13 protein-coding genes and 1 tRNA gene are annotated in these 19,824 nt (G+C 52.4%); 9 read left to right on the forward strand and 5 right to left on the reverse strand.

From position 1 onward, the window contains the following. Positions 1-2 precede the first annotated feature (2 nt). Together recB and recD are read left to right on the forward strand one after the other, a co-directional pair. Positions 3-3,587, forward strand: a complete 3,585-nt coding sequence (gene recB / locus JK211_RS05855) for an exodeoxyribonuclease V subunit beta (protein ID WP_212707777.1) — start codon at positions 3-5, stop codon at positions 3,585-3,587. Next, positions 3,580-5,436, forward strand: a complete 1,857-nt coding sequence (gene recD, locus JK211_RS05860) for an exodeoxyribonuclease V subunit alpha (RefSeq protein WP_212707737.1) — start codon at positions 3,580-3,582, stop codon at positions 5,434-5,436. Before recB ends, recD begins: the two co-directional genes overlap by 8 nt. Positions 5,437-5,472: 36 nt before the next feature. Here the strand turns inward: recD and argA are convergent, their stop codons facing one another. Continuing rightward, positions 5,473-6,801: an amino-acid N-acetyltransferase gene (argA, locus tag JK211_RS05865; protein WP_212707738.1), complete on the reverse strand. Its 1,329-nt coding sequence runs from the start codon at positions 6,799-6,801 to the stop codon at positions 5,473-5,475. A gap of 229 nt (positions 6,802-7,030) precedes the next feature. Between argA and JK211_RS05870 the strand changes: the two genes are divergently transcribed. After that, positions 7,031-8,248, forward strand: coding sequence for an N-acetylmuramoyl-L-alanine amidase (locus tag JK211_RS05870; protein ID WP_212707739.1), 1,218 nt, complete (start codon positions 7,031-7,033; stop codon positions 8,246-8,248). A 45-nt stretch (positions 8,249-8,293) separates the two neighbouring features. Here JK211_RS05870 and potE read toward each other — a convergent pair whose 3' ends face one another. After that, positions 8,294-9,619, reverse strand: a complete 1,326-nt coding sequence (gene potE / locus JK211_RS05875; RefSeq protein ID WP_212707740.1) for a putrescine-ornithine antiporter — start codon at positions 9,617-9,619, stop codon at positions 8,294-8,296. Between the two features lie 490 nt (positions 9,620-10,109). Between potE and adiA the strand changes: the two genes are divergently transcribed. The 3 genes from adiA (at position 10,110) to argS (ending at position 15,059) form a co-directional block, all read left to right on the forward strand. After that, entirely contained in the window at positions 10,110-12,395 is a 2,286-nt protein-coding gene (adiA, locus tag JK211_RS05880) for an arginine decarboxylase (protein ID WP_212707741.1), read from the forward strand. 363 nt (positions 12,396-12,758) lie between these two features. Next, positions 12,759-13,238, forward strand: coding sequence for a transcriptional regulator ArgR (gene argR / locus JK211_RS05885; RefSeq protein WP_212707742.1), 480 nt, complete (start codon positions 12,759-12,761; stop codon positions 13,236-13,238). 75 nt (positions 13,239-13,313) lie between these two features. Continuing rightward, positions 13,314-15,059, forward strand: a complete 1,746-nt coding sequence (gene argS / locus JK211_RS05890; RefSeq protein WP_212707743.1) for an arginine--tRNA ligase — start codon at positions 13,314-13,316, stop codon at positions 15,057-15,059. An 84-nt stretch (positions 15,060-15,143) separates the two neighbouring features. Here argS and JK211_RS05895 read toward each other — a convergent pair. Continuing rightward, positions 15,144-15,220 (reverse strand) — tRNA-Met (locus JK211_RS05895). 200 nt (positions 15,221-15,420) lie between these two features. Here JK211_RS05895 and mltA point away from each other — a divergent pair. Continuing rightward, positions 15,421-16,521 carry a murein transglycosylase A gene (gene mltA, locus JK211_RS05900; RefSeq protein ID WP_212707744.1) on the forward strand — a complete coding sequence of 367 codons (1,101 nt, stop codon included), beginning with the start codon at positions 15,421-15,423 and terminating at the stop codon, positions 16,519-16,521. Between the two features lie 87 nt (positions 16,522-16,608). Then, positions 16,609-17,433: a tRNA cyclic N6-threonylcarbamoyladenosine(37) synthase TcdA gene (gene tcdA / locus JK211_RS05905; protein ID WP_212707745.1), complete on the forward strand. Its 825-nt coding sequence runs from the start codon at positions 16,609-16,611 to the stop codon at positions 17,431-17,433. A gap of 7 nt (positions 17,434-17,440) precedes the next feature. Here the strand turns inward: tcdA and csdE are convergent, their stop codons facing one another. Both csdE and csdA read right to left on the reverse strand, forming a co-directional pair. Further along, positions 17,441-17,881, reverse strand: coding sequence for a cysteine desulfurase sulfur acceptor subunit CsdE (gene csdE, locus JK211_RS05910; RefSeq protein ID WP_212707746.1), 441 nt, complete (start codon positions 17,879-17,881; stop codon positions 17,441-17,443). 4 nt (positions 17,882-17,885) lie between these two features. Further along, entirely contained in the window at positions 17,886-19,088 is a 1,203-nt protein-coding gene (gene csdA / locus JK211_RS05915) for a cysteine desulfurase CsdA (RefSeq protein WP_212707747.1), read from the reverse strand. Between the two features lie 193 nt (positions 19,089-19,281). Between csdA and JK211_RS05920 the strand changes: the two genes are divergently transcribed. Further along, complete coding sequence (locus JK211_RS05920; protein ID WP_212707748.1) at positions 19,282-19,509, forward strand: YgdI/YgdR family lipoprotein; 228 nt, start codon at positions 19,282-19,284, stop codon at positions 19,507-19,509. Positions 19,510-19,824: the final 315 nt, after the last annotated feature.

Below are 19,824 nucleotides of genomic sequence, written 5' to 3' on the forward strand. Positions count from 1 at the left end.
TGATGAATATGCAGCAGGCAGAAGCACTGGACCCGTTAGTTTTACCGTTGCAGGGCCAGAGGCTGATTGAAGCATCTGCCGGGACCGGCAAAACCTACACTATAGGTATTCTCTACCTGCGTTTGTTGCTGGGGCTGGGAGGTGATCATGCATTTCACCGTCCGTTATCGGTGGAAGAAATTCTGGTTGTGACCTTTACCGAGGCGGCGACTGCCGAATTACGTGGCCGTATCCGTAATAATATTCATGGTCTGCGTATTGCCTGTATCCGGGCTGCCGAACCGTCTCCGGCGGAAAGCGGCGGGGCGCTGGCGGAGCAGGATGCCGCCTGGCAGCCATTGCTGGCACAAATTACTGATTTTTCTGGCGCGGCGGCACGGCTGCTGGCGGCAGAGCGGCAGATGGATGAAGCCGCTATATTTACCATCCACGGTTTCTGCCAGCGGATGCTGAATATGAATGCATTTGAATCAGGGATGCTGTTTGAACAGCAACTGGTCGAAAATGAACAGCCTTTGCTCGGGCAGGCGGCCGCAGATTTCTGGCGGCGCTATTGTTACCCGCTGGATGAAGATGTTGCGCGGATCGTACTGGAAACCTTTAGCGGCCCGGAACATTTATTAGCCTCTCTGCTGCCCTGGCTGCAGGGGGAAATGCCGGTGATTAAGTCAGCTCCGGCCGAAGAACAGAGCCTGACCGGGCGGCATGAGCAGAATATTCAGCGGATTAATACACTGAAACAGGCGTGGAGCCAGGCCGCTGACGATCTGCGGGATATTATCGAACAGTCCGGTGTTGATAAGCGCAGTTACAGTAGTAAGCACTTACCTGTATGGCTGGATAAACTGAAACAGTGGGCGGCTACCCCGACCCGCGATTATCAGATCCCTAAAGAGCTGGCGCGTTTCAGTCAGCAGGTACTGGCCGAAAAAACCAAAAAGGGTGAGGTTCCGCAGCATCCGCTGTTTAGCCAGGTCGGGGACTTTCTGCAGCAGCCTGTCACCCTGTATGACTGCCTGGTCAGCCATGCCCTGCGGGAAATCCGTGCCTCCGTGGGATTGCAAAAACGTCAGCATGCCCTGCTGAGTTTCGATGACTTACTGAGTCGTCTGGATTATGCCCTGCAACATGACAGCGGACCGGCACTGGCAGAATCGGTGCGTCAGCGTTATCCGGTGGCGATGATTGATGAATTCCAGGACACAGACCCGCTGCAATACCGGATTTTCAGCACCCTGTATGGCGGTCAGCCACAGCATGCCATGTTACTGATCGGTGACCCGAAACAGGCGATTTATGCATTCCGCGGGGCGGATATTTTTACTTATATCTCTGCCAGAAAAGAAGTCAGTGCTCACTATACCCTGGGGACTAACTGGCGCTCGTCGCCGGGGATGATTACCAGTGTTAATCGCCTGTTTTCGGCAACCGCACAGCCGTTTATTTTCGACGAAATTCCGTTTCAGCCGGTGGCTGCCAGCCCGAAGAACCATGCCCTGAGCCTGCGGCTGGACGGGGTCAGCCAGCCGGCAATGCGCCTGTGGCTGGCTCCCGGTGAAGGTATGGGGGTAAGTGAGTACCAGCAATTTATGGCCAGCCAGGCGGCAAATGATATTGCCCGCTGGCTGATCGCCGGGCAGCAGGGAACCGCCTGTTTTGTTGACAGCCAGCAACGTGAGATGCCCGTGACCGCTGCCGATATTACCGTACTGGTCCGCAGCCGCCAGGAGGCCGGCCTGATACGCGAGGCCTTACAGGCTAACGGGATTGCGTCGGTGTACCTTTCCAGCCGCGACAGTGTCTATCAGACTGCTGAAGCGCGGGAACTGTTGTGGATTTTACAGGCGGTGCTGGCCCCGGAACAGGAACGTACCCTGCGTACCGCCCTGGCAACCTCGGTGATGGGGCTGGATGCCGCGGCACTGGAACAGATAAGCCAGCACAGTGAAGGCTGGGATGCGATGACCGATCTGTTTGCCGGCTGGCAGCAGCTGTGGCGTCAGTCGGGGGTGCTGCCGATGCTGCGGGATGTGATGATAAAACAGCAACTGGCAGAAAATCTGCTGGCCAGTGAGGGCGGCGAGCGGCGGCTGACGGATATTATGCATCTGGGCGAACTATTGCAGGAAGCGGCAGTACAGCTCGACAGTCCGCACGCGCTGGTGCGTTTTCTCAGCCGTCAGATATTGCACCCGGACATTAATGGCAGCAGTCAGCAGTTACGCCTCGAAAGTGACCGTCATCTGGTACAGATAGTCACGATCCATAAATCGAAAGGGCTGGAGTATCCGTTAGTCTGGCTGCCGTTTGCCGCCAGCTGGCGGCCTGCAGATGCGGCCCTGTATCATGACCGGGACAGTTTAGCCGCGGTTCTGGATTTACAGCAGGAACCACAGAGTATGCAACTGGCCGAACAGGAACGACTGGCCGAAGATTTACGTCTGTTGTACGTGGCACTGACCCGGTCAGTCTGGCATTGCAGCATCGGGGTGGCCCCGTTATTCCGTGGTAACCGCAAACCACAGGGTGAAACCGACCTGCACCACAGTGCGATTGGTTATTTATTGCAACAGGGGCAGCCTGCCAGTGCCACTGAATTATCGGCGCGGTTAACACAACTGGCCGATGACAATATTGCCATTAGCGTGGCGGATAACCCGCCGGCCGCCCGCTGGCAGGACAATGTTGCGGCAGATCCGCAACTGGCCAGCCGTCGCCTGACCCGTTCACTGAATGATTTCTGGCGGGTGACCAGTTATTCCGGCCTGCAGCGTCACGGCAGTGCACGTTTACTGGATGTTATGCCGGGATTTGATATTGATGCGGCCGGAGAGCAACAGACAGAGCAACCGCCGCAGCTGACGGCCCACCATTTTCCCCGTGGCGCGGGGCCGGGAACCTTTTTACACAGCCTGTTTGAACAGCTGGATTTCAGCCAGCCGGTCCCTGAGCCCTGGCTGGCTGAACAGGTCGCTGCCCATGGCTATCCGCCCCACTTGGTGCCGGTATTGCAGCAGTGGCTGGAGACTTTGCTGACCACCCCGTTACTGGATGAAGGCCTGTCCCTGTCGGCGCTGCCGGCGGGTGACCGGCTGGCGGAGATGGAGTTTTATCTGCCGATTAAGGGGCTGTTACAGCCGCAGGCGCTGGATGCCCTGATGCGGCGCTATGATCCTCTGTCACAACAGGCGGCTCCGGTGGATTTTTATCAGGTACAGGGGATGCTGAAAGGTTTTATTGACCTGGTGTTCCGCTGGCAGGGTAAATATTATTTGCTGGACTATAAATCTAACTGGCTGGGGGCTGACAGCAGTGCCTATACACCTCAGGCGATGCAACAGGCGATGACTGACCACCGTTATGATCTGCAGTATCAGCTCTATAGCCTGGCGCTGCACCGTTATCTGGCCCACCGTATCCCTGACTATGGCTACCGGCAGCATTTCGGCGGGGTATTCTATCTTTTCCTGCGCGGGATGGGCGGTGAACAGCCGGAGAACGGCGTGTTTTTTACCCGCCCGGCGGAAGCGTTTATACAACAGCTGGACAGTCTGTTTGCCGGACAGGAAGGAGTCAGCGATGACTGAATTTGAACAGTTACTGAAACAGGCGCAGGAAGCGCAGATGTTCCGTCCGCTGGATGTGCGTTTTGCACAGCTGACGGAGAACAGCGGTTCTGCGCCGCGCCTGCTGGCCGCCGCCTGCCTCAGTGCCAGTACCGGCGAAGGGCATGTCTGCCTGCCGTTAGCCTTGCTGCGTCCGGAGGCGTTATACAGCGGGCGTCAGCTGACGCTGGCGCAGGCCCTGTGGCAGGCAGCTGGTGCGCCGCAGACGGTCAGCCAATGGCAACAGCTGCTCAGTGAGTGGCAGGCGGTCAGTGAGGGCTCACTGGCGACGCCGCTGGTGTTATCCGGTCAGCGGCTGTATCTGCACCGCATGTGGCACTATGAGCGACAGGTGGCCGGATTTTTCTCGGCTGATTTTCGTGCCGATCCTCCGGACAGCCGGCAAATACGGCAGGTGCTGGATCAGCTGTTTGGTGAGGCCGGCGATAACTGGCAAAAAGTGGCGGCCGCGGTAGCCCTGACCAGACAGCATGCCGTGATTTCCGGCGGGCCGGGAACCGGCAAAACGACCACCGTGGCACGACTGCTGGCGGCCTTATTGCTGCTTGAACCGCGGCGCTTACGTATCCGTATGGCGGCCCCGACCGGTAAAGCCGCGGCCAGGCTGACTGAGTCACTGGGCAAGGCCCTGCAGGCTTTGCCGGTGGATGATACCCTGAAAGCACGTTTTCCGGATGAGGCGACAACCCTGCACCGGCTGCTGGGGGCACGGCCGGGGACCCGCCGGTTACGTTACCATGCGGGTAACCCGCTGCACCTGGATGTCCTGGTGGTGGATGAAGCGTCGATGGTTGATTTATCGATGATGGCATCGCTGATCAGCGCCTTACCGGCCACTGCGCGGGTGATTTTTCTCGGTGACCGCGATCAGCTGGCCTCGGTGGAAGCCGGGGCGGTACTGGGAGATATCTGTCGTTGTGCAGAGTATGGTTACAGCCCGCAACGGGCCAGAGAACTGGCACAACTGACGGGGGCGCAGCTCACCGGGCAGGAGATACCGGATGCGCCACGGGTCCGTGATAGTCTGTGTCTGTTACAACAGAGCTACCGGTTTGCTGCCGGATCAGGGATTGGGCAACTGGCTGCAGCGGTGAATCAGGGCGATACCGCCCGGTTTAACCGGGTGCGGCAGGAGGGCTACCAGGATATCGCATTACAGCCTCTGGAGTGTGCTGAACACTGGGTAACTATGCTCAACGATATCAGTGATGGCTACGGGCCGGTACTGGAAATGATCCGGCGTCAGGCACCGGCCGCAGAGGTATTGCAGGCGTTCAGCCGTTATCAGCTGTTATGTGCATTACGTGAAGGGCCTTTTGGGGTCAGCGGCCTCAACCAGCGCATTGAACAACGGCTCCGTCAGCAGCAGCGGCTGGCAACCAGTGCAGGAAACAGCCACTGGTACAGGGGACGGCCGGTAATGATCACCCGTAATGACAGTGCGCTGGGGTTATTTAACGGTGATATTGGTATTACGATGGCCGATAACAGCGGTCAGCTGAAAGTCCACTTTATGCTGCCTGATGGTAACGTCAAAGCGGTGCAACCCAGTCGTTTACCTCCCCATGATACGGCATGGGCGATGACCGTCCATAAATCTCAGGGGTCCGAGTTTGACCATACGGCACTGGTACTGCCGCCACAGTTCAGCCCGGTACTGACCCGTGAGCTGGTATATACGGCCATTACCCGCGCCCGCAGGCAACTGACCATTTACAGTGATGAACTGCTGTTTCTCCGGGCGATACAATCACGGACGCAGCGGCGCAGCGGGCTGACCGATCAGCTTTCCCGCGACCCGGCAGCATAATATCTCCCCTTGCCCGCAGGCGGGGGAGTTAAGGTATCAGGTCAGGCTCAGCATCAGTACTTTGGAGCGGCGCTGATAGTTGTACATTTTCTTTTTGGTTTCCGGTAAAGAGTCGATATCGACCGGCACAAAACCCCGCTCCTGGAACCAGTGGATGCTGCGGGTGGTCAGGACAAAAATTTTCCGGAGCCCCGCCATTCTTGCCTGCAGGCAGATGTGCTGTAACAGCAGGTCGCCGCGCGAAGAACTGCGGTATTCCGGATGCACCGCCACACAGGCCATTTCACCAATCATTTCATCGGCGAAAGGATAGAGTGCCGCACAGGCGATGGTCAGATTATCGCGTACCACGACGGTGAATTTATTAATCTCCATTTCCAGTTGTTCCCGTGAGCGGCGCACGAGGATCCCTTGCTGCTCAAGCGGCTGGATCAGATCCAGGATGCCACCGATATCATCGATCGTCGCTTTACGGATCTGTTCAGCAGATTCCATAACAACCTGAGTCCCGATCCCATCGCGTGAGAACAGCTCCTGTAACAGGGCACCGTCTTCCTGATAGCTGATCAGATGACTGCGGCGAATACCACTGCGGCAGGCCTGTACTGCCCCCCGTAAAAAACGTACGGTACCGGACAGATAGTTGCCCTGCTGTTCAAAAGCATCAATCCGTTGCTGTGCCTGATTCGGGAACATTTCAGAGACAATGTTACCTGCCTCGTCGGCGACCCCCTGTCCGGAGCAGAAACCGATCATTTTTTCGGCTTTCAGCTTTATCGCCACCTGAGTGGCAATTTCTTCTGATGGCAGGTTAAAACTTTCTCCGGTGACCGACACGGCGACTGGGCCGATTAACACAATGGCATCGTTATCCAGCTGACGGTGAATCGCCTGATGATCAATGCGGCGGATACGTCCTGAATGGCAGTAGTCGACCCCGTCATCGACGCCCAGCGGCTGAGCAATCACAAAATTGCCGCTGACAACATTAATATGGGCGCCCTGCAAAGGCGTATTACCGAGACTCATGGAAAGGCGGGCAGTGATTTCCAGTTGCAGCCGGCCTGCGGCCTGTTTTACCAGTTCCAGGGAGGCAGCATCGGTGACACGGGTGTGTTTGTGATACCGGGGGGCTATCTGATGGTCGGCCAGGTTGGCATCAATTTGCGGACGTGCGCCGTAGACCAGCACCAGGCGAATACCCAGGCTATGCAGTAAGCCGATATCGTTCACAATACCGGAAAAGTTGTCATGCTCGATGGCTTCACCACCCAGCATAATGACAAAGGTCTTGCCACGATGGGCATTAATATACGGGACCGTATGACGAAACCCCTGCACTAATTCGGTACTACGTTCCTTCACGGCACACTCCGGAGTGAATTGTTATTCTGTTTTTATGTATTTTTATTCTTTTCCGGAGGGATTTGCAAGGGCTGAAACTGACGTTTTTTTACCAATTTAATCGTGCCAAACCAGGTAATAAACTTCATTATCATGGAGTTCCGTAAATATTGTACCGGCCGTTAAGCAAAATTGTTTTCTTTCACCAGCCACTGTTTGTTCTCTTTTTAACCCTATGGACAGGATGTCTATGTCAGCAGAATATCCGTTTTTCAGCCGTCGCCGGTTATTACAGGCCACTGCCGTATCAGCCTTACTGGCAGTTACCCGTACCCGCGGTGCGGCAGGGCCGGTGATGATTGCGGTGCGTATCTGGCCGTCATCAGCCTATACACGGGTTACCCTTGAATCGAGCGGGCCATTACGTTATCGCCAGTTCAGGCTGAATGATCCTGAACGTCTGGTGGTGGATATTGAAGATGTGCAACTGAACCAGGTGGTGAAACAGGCGGCCGGCAGCGTCAGCAGTACCGACCCGTATCTGCGTGAAGTGAGGGCCGGACAGTTTACGGCCACGACGCTACGCATTGTGCTGGTGCTGAAGCAGCAGGTCACGCCGAAAATATTTGCCCTTACCCCGGTTGCTGATTTTAAGCACCGGCTGGTGGTCGATCTTTATTCCGGCCTCAATACCGACGGTGACCCGCTGACCGCCTTTCTTGCCCGTTATTCCGCCGGCGAAGCCGTGACGCCGCCAGCGCCGGGTAAAGCTGGCCGCGATCGTCCGCTGATCGTGATGATCGATCCCGGCCATGGCGGGGAGGATCCGGGCGCGCGTGGCAAAGCGGGCACCCGTGAGAAAGATATTGTACTGAGTATCAGCCGCCGTCTGAAAAAACTGATAGATAAACAGCCACTGATGACCGCCTTTATGACCCGCAGTGATGATGTTTTTATTCCGCTGCAGGTCCGTGTGGCCAAAGCTCAGCGCCTGAAAGCCGATATGTTGATATCCATTCATGCTGATTCTTTTACCCGTCCTGCCGCCAACGGCGCTTCCGTATTTGCCTTATCAACCCGCGGGGCCACTTCGGCCGCTGCCCGCTTTCTGGCGGACAGTCAGAATGCCTCGGACAGTATTGGCGGGGTTAATCTCAGTGGTGACCTTTACCTGGATCGTACCCTGTTCGATATGCTGCAACGCCGGACCATCAGCGACAGCCTTAAACTGGGGCAGCATATGCTGCGGCATATGGGGAAAATAACCCGTCTGCATAAACAACAGGTCGATCAGGCCGGGTTTGCCGTATTAAAAGCACCGGATATTCCGTCTGTACTGGTAGAAACGGCATTTATCAGCCATCCGCAGGAAGAGAAAAAACTGCGCACAGCTGGTTATCAGCAGCAGGTGGCAGAGGCGATTGTCGGGGGAATTAAATATTATCTGGCAGAGAGGCGGAACGTTTAAGGCATTTTCCTCTGCCAGTGGCAGAGGAAAATATGAAGGGCACAATCAGACGGCGGATTTCACCTTATCTCCGGCATCCCGTCCGGCGAGGAATCCGTAAAAGATATAGCCCAGCAGGGTGATAATAGTGCCGCCGAAAACGGCTTCCACACCGCAGGAATACACACCGTAGATACTGTACAGCACGGCGAAAGTACTGACGATGGAGGCAACCCGGTACTGAGATTTCGTCACATGGTTTTTCTGCATCATTACCTGCAAACCGGTCATGGATAATACGTAAGGCACCATATTAATAAATACCGCCAGGTTTAACAGCATGTTGAACTGTTTCAGCAGGTTAGGCGAAATAGTCATGGAAGCCAGTAACAACTCCAGTACCAGCATAATCAGCATACCGGCAACAGGCGCATCGCTTTTGCTGACTTTAGCGAATACCTGCGGGAATAATTTATCATCGGCCGCAGATTTCGATACCTGCGCATTGGTGAACTGCCAGCCCAGCAGGGAACCGATACAGGCAATAACCGCCAGTGCGGTAATAATCTGACCTACCAGCGGGGTAAACATCATTGAGAATACCAGCCCGAAAGGAGCATCGGAGGTTACCAGTTGTGCATTCGGGACAATCCCCTGAATAACTGTGGTGGAGGCGATATAAACAATAGCGGCAAACCCGGTACCAAACAGACATGCCAGCGGGACATTACGTTCCGGATTTTCTACCGCATCAGAGTTAGCCCCTGCCGATTCAACACCGAGGAAAGCCCACAGAGTCAGTGAGATACCTGAAGAGATAGCACCACCGGTAGACATGGAATGAGGGTTCCAGGCCGCACTGAAGATAGCCGGATCGAACCAGAACCAGCCGAGTACAGACAGCCCGGCAACCGGAATAATGATACCCCAGATAGTAATGTTCGAGATTTTACCGGTGATTTTAGGCCCTTTAAAGTTAGCAACCATAGTGACGACCAGGATGGCGACAACTGTCAGGAAGGTATGCACCGGTGAACTTTTGATCCAGGGGGCAAACGGAGCCATATAACCCGCAGCGGAGACAGCAATAGCCACACAACTGATAACCAGACAAATATAGTAGGTATAAGAGGCAATAAAGAAGGCCGATTTTCCGTGGGCTTCTGCGGCATAAGCGGACATCCCGCCTGAGCGGCGGCACAGTGCACCACATTTGGCGAAGGTATAGGCGATACACATCGCACCGACGACAGTAACTGCCCACGATAAAATGGAAATTGCACCCGTTTCCGCAAGGCTGGCGGGCAGCATGATAATACCTGAGCCCATCATATTTACGGCCACGAGAACGGTCAGGTCAACGACCCCCATTTTCCTGGAATTTGAAGCCATAACATTCTCCTGGTTTAATGTAATCCGGCAGATTTATTATCAATATTTAAATTCATTTATTGTGAATTTAAATATTGATGGTTGTTTTATTAATTAGCTTTTTGCTGGCTATAAAGTAAAGGTAATTACCGGAAATTAAAATTGATCAATATCAAGAAATAACCCTAAAAAATTATTTTTATATAAATATTCAGATATCATCTTTTGATAAATATATATTCTAATGGTTTGTTTTTATTGTGTTTTTTGTTCTATCTTCTGCGAATCATTGATATTAAAAAACAGACCATTTGAATGACTATTTAAATATTTTTTTTCGGCAAAAAATAGGCTGGAAAAAATAAAGTCTATAGTTTAATTTCCTCTTCATCAGGTCAGTGAGTTTATTGATAATCTCTCTTTCACCAGGTATCTGAACATTTATTGCTTACTTTTATAATAAGTAATATCCGCCCTGATCATTTATACAAAGTATAATAATGAGGATCTTATGTGTGATAAAAACTATTTAGTGGTTGTGAATAAGGCTATAAGCACCACAACACCACTGACGCCGATAGAGCAAACTGTCGAAAAAATCACCACGTCGTTGTTTAGCAAAGGGGAGCAGGTCAGATTCTCTGCCAACTATGCTGAAGCCACTAACTATGTCAGCTCCACCGCCCCGGTCGACTGCGTGATGCTGGAGTGGGCTCCGGAGAAAAGTGCAGAAATTACTGCATTTTTAAAACAGTTACGTATCCGTCACGAAAAAGCCCCCGCATTTCTGCTGATTAATTCTCACCAGGATAATGCATCAGTCACAGCGGAAGTGATGGGTGATGTCAGCGAAACGTTCCTGGTTCTGGACGATACCACTGACTTTATTGTCGGCCGTTTACAGTCCGCCGTCGCCCGCTATGAAAAAGTCATTATGCCGCCACTGATGGCGGCAATGATGAAATATGCCAAAGAGAAAGAATATTCATGGTCAGCGCCGGGACATCAGGGCGGTATTGGCTTCTGTAAAACGCCGGTGGGCCGTAAATTCTTTGATTTCTACGGTGAGAATATCTTCCGTACCGATATGGGTATTGAAAGGGCGTGTCTTGGCTCGATGCTGGATCATACGGGGGCTTTTGGTGACAGTGAAAAATATATTGCCGGTGTATTTGGTGCCGACCGCTCTTATTCACTGGTCGTCGGGACGTCCGGGGCTAACCGTACCATAATGCAGGCTTGCTGTACCGATCAGGATATTGCTATCTGTGACCGTAACAGCCATAAGTCCATTGAACAGGGATTAATGTTAACCGGTGTTCATCCGGTATATATGACACCGACCCGGAATGCTTACGGCATTATCGGACCTATCCCGAAAGCACAGATGCAGCCGCAAGCATTACAGGCACAAATTAAACAGAACCGGTTTGCCAGTCACGCGGCTAACCCGCGTCCGGTGTACAGTGTGGTGACTAACTGTACCTACGACGGTCTTATCTATAACGGTGATACTATTCAGCACCTGCTGGGGCAGAGCTGTGACCGTATTCACTATGATGAAGCCTGGTTCGGTTATTCCCGCTTTAACCCGATTTATAAAAGCTTCCATGCAATGCGTGGTGATAAAGCGGCACATACGGCCGATCAGCCAACAATTTTTGCCACTCACTCGACCCATAAATTACTGAATGCACTTTCTCAGGCGTCTTATATTCATATCCGTGAAGGGCGCGGTAATGTGAAACCGGCTCAGTTCAGCCAGGCGTATATGATGCATGCCACCACCTCACCGCTGTATTCTATTGCGGCGTCTAACGATGTGGCAGCAGCGATGATGGAAGGTAATCAGGGGGTTAATTTAACCACCGAAGTTATTGAAGAAGCCGTTGAGTTCCGTCAGGCAGTGGCCCGTGCTTACCGTGACGCAGAGCAGAATAATGACTGGTTCTTTAAACCGTGGAACGCTGAGACGGTAACCTGTCCGCGGACCGGCAACCGCTATGCGTTTGCGGATGCACCGGAAGAGTTACTGGTGAAAGAGCAGTCGTGCTGGACCCTGGATCCGCAGGACAGCTGGCACGGGTTTAATGATCTGGATGAAAACTGGGTGATGCTGGATCCGGTGAAAGTCAGTCTGCTGACACCGGGCCTGAACGGCGATGGCAGCCTGCAGGATAATGGTGTCCCGGCCGCGCTGGTTACTGCTTATCTGTCCAGTCTCGGGATTGTGCCTACCCGGACCACCGATTTCCAGGTCATGTTCCTGTTCTCTATGGGGGTGACCAAAGGTAAATGGGCAACTCTGATGAACAGCCTGATTTCGTTCAAAAAACATTATGATGCTGATGCATTGTTATCTGAAGTTTTACCGGGACTGGTCGAAACAGATCCTGAATTGTATGGCACGATGACCATGCAGCAACTGGGTCAGCGGATGATTAGTTTCCTGAAAACCCATAATCCGAGCGAACAGCTGAATAAAGCCTATTCAACTCTGCCGCAGATGGATATGCTGCCACGTGATGCTTATACCCAGCTGGTCAGAGACAATACTGAACTGGTATCCATCTATGATCTGGCGGGCCGTACTGCCGCGAACTCGGTAATCCCTTATCCGCCAGGAATTCCGATGCTGATGTCCGGTGAAAACTTCGGTGATAAAAACAGTCCGCAGATCGCTTACCTGCAGGCGTTACAGGCATGGGATGATGCCTTCCCGGGCTTTGAACATGAAACGGAAGGTGCCGAAAAAGAGCAGGGTGTTTATCACGTCATGTGCGTCAAGGCAGTATAACGCTACGGTTCTGAGCATTCAGTATTTATAAGTACAGCGATATTATCTGTACTTAGCATCGGGCAGCAGGGGAAACTTTGCTGCCTTTTTATTCTCAGGACGTAAAAATAATTATTCATTTATAAATGTTCAGGGTTATTTATATAAGAACTTCTTAGATCAGTATGTTTGTCATTAAAAGTTATCGGATGTATTTATTTGTGCGGCTTCTGTACATATAATGCTATAGCCGCTGAGATACATGATTAAAGTCAATGAATGATTAGTATATGAATATTTATCGGGAATATTCTGGCCGGAAATGGTATTTCTGTGCGCACAACAATAATGTTCCCTATGTATTAATTAATTCAGAGAAACACCATGGCCGATATCATAAAAAACATTAAACATTTAGACCTCGATAAAGCATTTCAGCAGCTATTAAGAGAGGAACGATTTGGCTCTCAGGCCGAATTTGTCGATTATCTGACTGCCAATGGCTTTGAACATATTAACCAGTCCAAAGTTTCCCGTATGCTGACCAGCTATGGCGCGGTACGCACCCGTAATGCGCGGATGGAAATGGTTTATTGTCTGCCCGCCGAACGGGGTATTCCCACGGCAAAAACTACCCTGAAAAGCTCAGTTCTGAGTGTTGAAACCAATGACTGGATGGTCGTTGCCCATACGGTGCCCGGAGCGGCTCCCCTGATTGCCCGGTTACTTGATTCCTGTGGTAAATCTGATGGAATATTAGGTACAGTTGCCGGTGATGATACTATTTTTGTCGTTCCTGTAATTGGTATTAATTCTCAGCAGTTACATCAGTCAGTGGTCAGTATTCTTAATTCCGACGGATAATGGAAATAACTATCCGTATTCAGTGAATAAATAATGGATTATATTTTCTGTGGTCAACTTATATGAAGGTGATTTATGGATATAAAATATATTCTGGCTGAAAAAGTCAGACAGGCAATGACACAATGTCATATAACCACAGATAAGCCGGTTTCAGCCCGTCCTTCAGCCAGGCCAGAATATGGTGATTATCAGATAGACAGTATGATGGCAATTGCCAAATCACAGGCAACGGACCCGCTGAAATTAGCGCAACGGGTTGCCGGCGAGCTGATGAATAATTCACAGTACCGGCATATTATTGCCCGGGCAGAGGCCGTTCACCCCGGGTTTATTAATCTGTTTCTTAATGATCGCTGGTTACTGGAGCAGGCAGAGCTGGCATTTAATGATCCGCGTTCAGGGGTGGCCAGACAACCGGCACAACATGTGGTGGTGGATTATTCTTCACCGAATGTCGCTAAAGAGATGCACGTCGGGCATTTACGTTCGACCATTATCGGTGATGCCAGTGTCAGAACTCTGGAATTTCTCGGTCATAAGGTGACCCGGGTTAATCATATTGGTGACTGGGGAACCCAGTTCGGGATGCTGATCACTTATCTGGAACTGGCCGAAAACGACGGAAATATTTCGCTGTCTGATCTGGAGGGTTTTTATCGTGCGGCGAAAAAACGCTACGATGAGGATCCGGCCTTTGCCCTGAAAGCCCGCAGTTATGTGGTGAAATTACAGCAGGGCGATGAATATTGCCGCCGGATGTGGCATAAGCTGGTGGATATCTCCATGGCCCAGAACCAGAAGAACTATGACCGGTTAGGGGTATCGTTACAGCGCAAAGATATCCGCGGCGAAAGTGCTTATAACGATATGCTGCCGGAGATTGTGGATGATCTGCTGGAGCGGGGGATTGCCACCGCCGAACAAGAGACGGTTATGGTTTTTCTGGACAGTTACCGTAATAAGCAGGGAGAACCGATGGGGGTTATTGTCCGTAAGCAGGATGGCGGATACCTGTACACCACCACGGATATTGCCTGTGCCAAATACCGTTATCAGGCCCTGCACACTGACCGGATCCTTTACTATATTGATGCCCGGCAACACCAGCATTTAATGATGGCCTGGGAAATTGTGCGCCGTGCCGGTTATGTTCCCCCGCAGGTCAGCCTGGAGCACCATAAGTTCGGTATGATGCTGGACAAAGAGGGTAAACCCTTTAAAACCCGTGAAGGGGGAACCATACGGCTGGCAGAGTTGCTGGAAGAAGCGGTGGTGCGTGCTCATAAACTGGTCAGCGAAAAATCCCCCGATTTATCGGCTGCAGAGCTGACGGAGCTTTCAGAAGTGATTGGAATTGGGGCGGTAAAATACGCTGATCTGTCGAAAAACCGTATCACCGACTATGTGTTTGACTGGGATACCATGCTCAGCTTTGAAGGAAATACGGCCCCTTATATTCAGTATGCCTGTGCACGTATCAGTTCGATATTGCGCAAAGCGGAAAGCAGTCATCCGCTGGCCACGACTTTATCAGGCGATCTGCTGTTCAGCTCGGCAACTGAACGTTCCCTGACAGTGAAACTGCTGCAGTTTGAAGAGGCGCTGCTGGCGGTGGCGAAAGAGGGGATGCCGAATATTATGTGTAATTACCTGTATGAACTGGCGTCGCTGTTCTCTGGTTTTTATGCCAGTTCACCGATCCTCAGCCATGATCATCCGGCGGAACGGCAAAGCCGTCTGGCGCTGGCCGCGCTTACCGGGCGGGTATTACGTCAGGGGATGGATACCCTGGGGTTAAAAGCGCCGCAAAGAATGTAATGTTTAACCGCAGGCCGTCAGGCCTGCTATATTGCAGACCAAAAAAAAGCTTATCAAATATGATTTGATAAGCTTTCTTAGTATTGGTTGCGGGGGCCGGATTTGAACCGACGACCTTCGGGTTATGAGCCCGACGAGCTACCAGGCTGCTCCACCCCGCGTCCGTGGATGCGCACTATACTCTTCATGGCCTCTGATGCAACCCATTTTGCAGAAAAACCGTAAAAAAAACCGCGGGCTGCTGAATTTTCCGGCACTTTTTGTTTTTTTATGTAAATCCCCGGCACCGGCCGGACGGATGATTTAATTATTATCATCCCTCTGCTATCTTCGCCTCAGATTATCTATTGAAGGCAGCGTAATGAAAGGAAACTGGGCGAAATATGCAGTGACAGGGGCATTTCTGGCCATATTAGCCGGATGTTCTTCAAAACCCACTGATCGAGGTCAGCAGTATAAAGACGGAATACTGGAACAGCCGTTTGCATTAGTGAATCAGCCTAATGCCAAAGGGATACCGGTCAATGCCCGTGATTTTGCCGAGCAGGTCCGGCAGATCCAGCTGGCATCCGGCGGATTATTTAACCGTAATCTCGGGACTTACCAGGCGATTGAGAACTGGCTGGCGGCCGGAGGAAATACCCGGCAATTACGTCAGTTCGGGGTAAATGCCTGGCAGATGGAGGGGATGGATAATTACGGTAACGTGCAGTTTACGGGCTACTATACGCCAGTGATCGAAGCCCGTTATACCCGACAGGGTGAATTCCAGTACCCGATCTATCGTATGCCGCCGCGGAAACGCGGATATAAATTACCCAGCCGTGCTGAAATTTATAACGGAGCTATCAGTTCACGTTACGTGATTGCGTGGAGTAATTCATTAATTGATAACTTTATGATGGATGTGCAGGGCAGTGGTTACGTCGATTACGGTGATGGCCGGCCACTGACCTTTTTCGGCTATGCCGGTAAAAATGGCTGGGGCTACCACAGTATCGGTAAAGAACTGATCGATCGCGGCGAAGTAAAGCGTGAAGATATGTCGATGCAGGCGATCCGCGAGTGGGCTCAGAACCATTCCTACCCGCAAGTGCGTGCTTTGCTTGAAACAAATCCGTCGTTTGTGTTTTTTAAACCCGAAGAATATACCCCGGTGCGGGGCGCCAGCGCGGTACCGTTGATTGCTAAAGCCTCGGTGGCTTCCGACCGCTCCCTTATCCCGCCCGGTACTGTGTTACTGGCGGAGATCCCGCAACTGAATGATAAAGGGAAATTTAACGGCACTTACCAGATGCGGCTGATGGTGGCGCTGGATGTCGGCGGAGCGATAAAAGGACAGCATTTCGATATTTATCAGGGGATTGGGCCGGAAGCGGCACATCTTGCCGGTTTTTATAATCACTATGGCCGCGTCTGGGTGTTAAAATCAGCCCCGGGGACAGGTGTGCTGACCCGGTAACGGATCCCGCTGCGGGGCCGGTCAGCCGATTATCCGCCGGGCGGTGTTGCCCGGCGGCAGAAAGTAAAATGAACAGAAAGAGGATCTATGCCGGAAGTTACCGAGGCCTGGCGCCAGCGTTTTGGCGGTACTGGCCGCCTGTATGGTGAGCAGGCGCTGAATTTTTTTGCTGAGGCTCGTTTTTGCGTTATCGGTATTGGTGGCGTCGGGTCATGGGCGGCTGAGGCATTAGCCCGCACGGGTATCGGCAGCCTGACATTGATCGATATGGATGATGTGTGTGTGACAAATACCAACCGGCAAATTCATGCATTGCGCGGTAATACCGGTCAGTCTAAAACGGAGGTGATGGCGGAGCGTATCCGGCAGATTAACCCGCAGTGTGAGGTTGTGTGTGTGGATGATTTTGTGACGCCGGACAATGTTGCACAGTTAATCGGTGACGGGTTTGATTATGTCATTGATGCGATTGACAGTGTCAGACCAAAGGCTGCCTTACTGGCCTATTGCCGTCGTCACAAAATACCGCTGATCACCACCGGTGGTGCGGGCGGCCAGACTGACCCGACACAGATTGCGGTGGCTGACCTGGCGAAAACCATTCAGGATCCGCTGGCAGCCAAACTGCGTGAACGGCTGAAATCTGATTTCTCAATAGTCAAAAACAGCAAGGGTAAGCTGGGAATAGACTGTGTGTTTTCCACCGAAGCGCTGGTCTACCCGCAACCGGACGGCAGCGTATGTGCCTCGCGCAGTACAGCGGAAGGCCCGAAGCGCATGGATTGTGCCTCGGGTTTCGGGGCAGCAACCATGGTTACTGCCAGCTTTGGTTTTATTGCTGTTTCCCATGCCCTGAAAAAGTATATTGCCCGTAAACAGCGTCAGCTGGCTGCCGTGGCAGCACAGGAATAAGCGGGTATCAGGCGGTGGCAGCCCTCAGACGGATGGCGGCGGCCAGAGCATCCAGTCCGCTGCTGCGGCTGGCACTTAGCTGGTTTTTCAGGCCCAGCCGCTCAAATATCTGTAACGGATCAAGCACAGCCAGTTCACTGGCTGTTTTCCCTTCGCACTCCGTCAGTAACACGGCCAGCAGTCCTTTGACGATCCGCCCCTCACTGTCACCGTAAAAATGAAAGCGGCCATTATCCAGTAACTGGCTGCCGAGCCAGACACGGTTTTCACAGCCGGAAATTTCAATCTCAGGTTGTTTCAGCTCTTCCGGTAGTGCGGGTAATTTTTTACTCAGCAGGATCAACTGCCGGTAACGTTCTTCCCAGTGGCTGAATGCAGAAAACTGCTCAGCTAACTGTGCGGCGGTGATTTCTGTGGCAAACGGATGCGGGGCAATCACAGGGGACATAAAGTTACTCACTTAGTAGCTGAACAGCAGTACTGACTGCACGAACCAGCGCGCTGACATCCTGCTGATTATTATAAGGGGCAAATGACGCGCGTACGGTACCTTCAGTATGCAGCGCGGTCATCAGCGGTGCGGCACAATGCTGGCCGGCACGCAGGGCAATCTGCTGCTCGGCCAGTAAGGTGACCAGATCAGATGCATGGATCCCCTGCACCGTAAAGGAGAGCAGCGGTGCGTTATGCTGGCGGAAACTGCGGAATCCCGGCAGCGCTGCCAGCTGTGTTTCTGCCGCCTCTGCCAGTGCACGGCTCCAGTGTTCGGCAGCCTGATGGTCGAGTGCGGATAAGAAATCGAGGGTTGCAGCGAAGGCATACACCCCCGCAATATTGGGGGTGCCTGCTTCGAAGCCCCAGGGGGCCGGTCGCGCGGTGAAGCCGTCAAAACTGACCTGCTCGATCATTTTTCCCCCGCCGACCGAAGGGGTCATCTCCTGCAGCCGCTGTTCTCTGGCAAACAGGACGCCCAGCCCGGTCGGGCCGTACATTTTATGGGCAGAAAAAACATAGAAATCAATCGGCAATGCCTGTAAGTCAGGGGGCTGATGTACCACGCCCTGGGCACCATCAACCAGTACTTTTACGCCGGCCGCCTGCGCCAGCCGGGTGATTTTTTCCAGATCCGGCATAACACCGGTGACATTTGACATCTGGCTGACGGCCAGTAACCGGGTGCGTGCATTCAGCAGTGCCGGCAGCAGGTCATAACGGGGTAAACCGGCAGAGGTGACCGGCCATTTGACCACTTTTGCGCCGCGGGCTGCGGCCACCATCAGCCACGGAATAAGGTTCGCGTGATGTTCCATTTCACTGACCAGTATTTCGTCGCCGGGCTGCAATTGCCCGGCCAGCCAGCTATTTGCGACCAGATTAATGGATTCTGTGGTGCCACGGGTCCAGATGATTTGTTGTGTCGCTCCGGCATTCAGCCACTCTGCAACCTGCTGGCGGGTATTTTCATAGCGCCTGGTCATCCTGCGGGCTCCGCTGTGCTGGCTGCGATGGACGGTACCGGCACTCTGGTAAAATGCGGTACTGGCGTTGATCATTGCCAGTGGTTTCAGGGCTGTCGCAGCACTGTCCAGATAAATTTCATCTTTGTCCAGCGCCGGGAACTGGCGGCGGAAGTCCGCAGGGTTAAAACCATTCATAACGTACTCTTGTCCGATAAATTTAAGATAAGGCTGAAAACCGGGCCGCTGACTGGCAAGTTGCCCGGTTTGTCATATGCTTTATGTAGCCGACTGTTGTCACTACAGGATGACAGTGCTGATCGCGATCAACAGTCAGGTCGTACCATGAAATAATGGCTGACAGTGTAAGATACTCTTAAGGAGATAATAAATGAAAAAGCCAGTCGCAGCAGTTTTCGTTATTTCAGCGCTTGTGTTCACTCTGGCCGGTTGTTCTTCTAATTACATTATGCATACCAGTGATGGCCGTACCCTGGTGGCTCAGGGGAAACCGGTGCTTGATGATGATACCGGTATGATGGTTTATAAAGACAGTAATGGTCATCAGCAACAGATTAACCGTGCTGATGTAAAAGAGATGAGCAGGGTCGGCCAGTAACCCTGGTGGTCGCAGCCGTGGTGTCACCGGCGGCTGCTCTGTTTTTCTGAGACTGTCGCTCCCCCCGCCGGTCTTTTTTATCCGCGAATTTTTCCTCGGAATATTACCGGCGCAGCCCCTCTTTTTCAGCAATCACTGTCCGGATATTCATTAAATAAATCTATCCAAAAATGCGTTTACATGCCGCGCAAACGATTGTTATCTGTCGTTGTGTGATTGGCCAATCAAAAATACTGAATTTTTATTGCCTGCCAGTGGGATATGCCGCCAGGGGAATTTCAGGCAAAAAAAAACACCGCATAAAGCGGTGCTGTA

It is taken from the genome of Tatumella sp. JGM130, from assembly GCF_018257525.1.
In the GTDB taxonomy this organism is placed as follows: Bacteria; Pseudomonadota; Gammaproteobacteria; order Enterobacterales; family Enterobacteriaceae; genus Tatumella; species Tatumella punctata.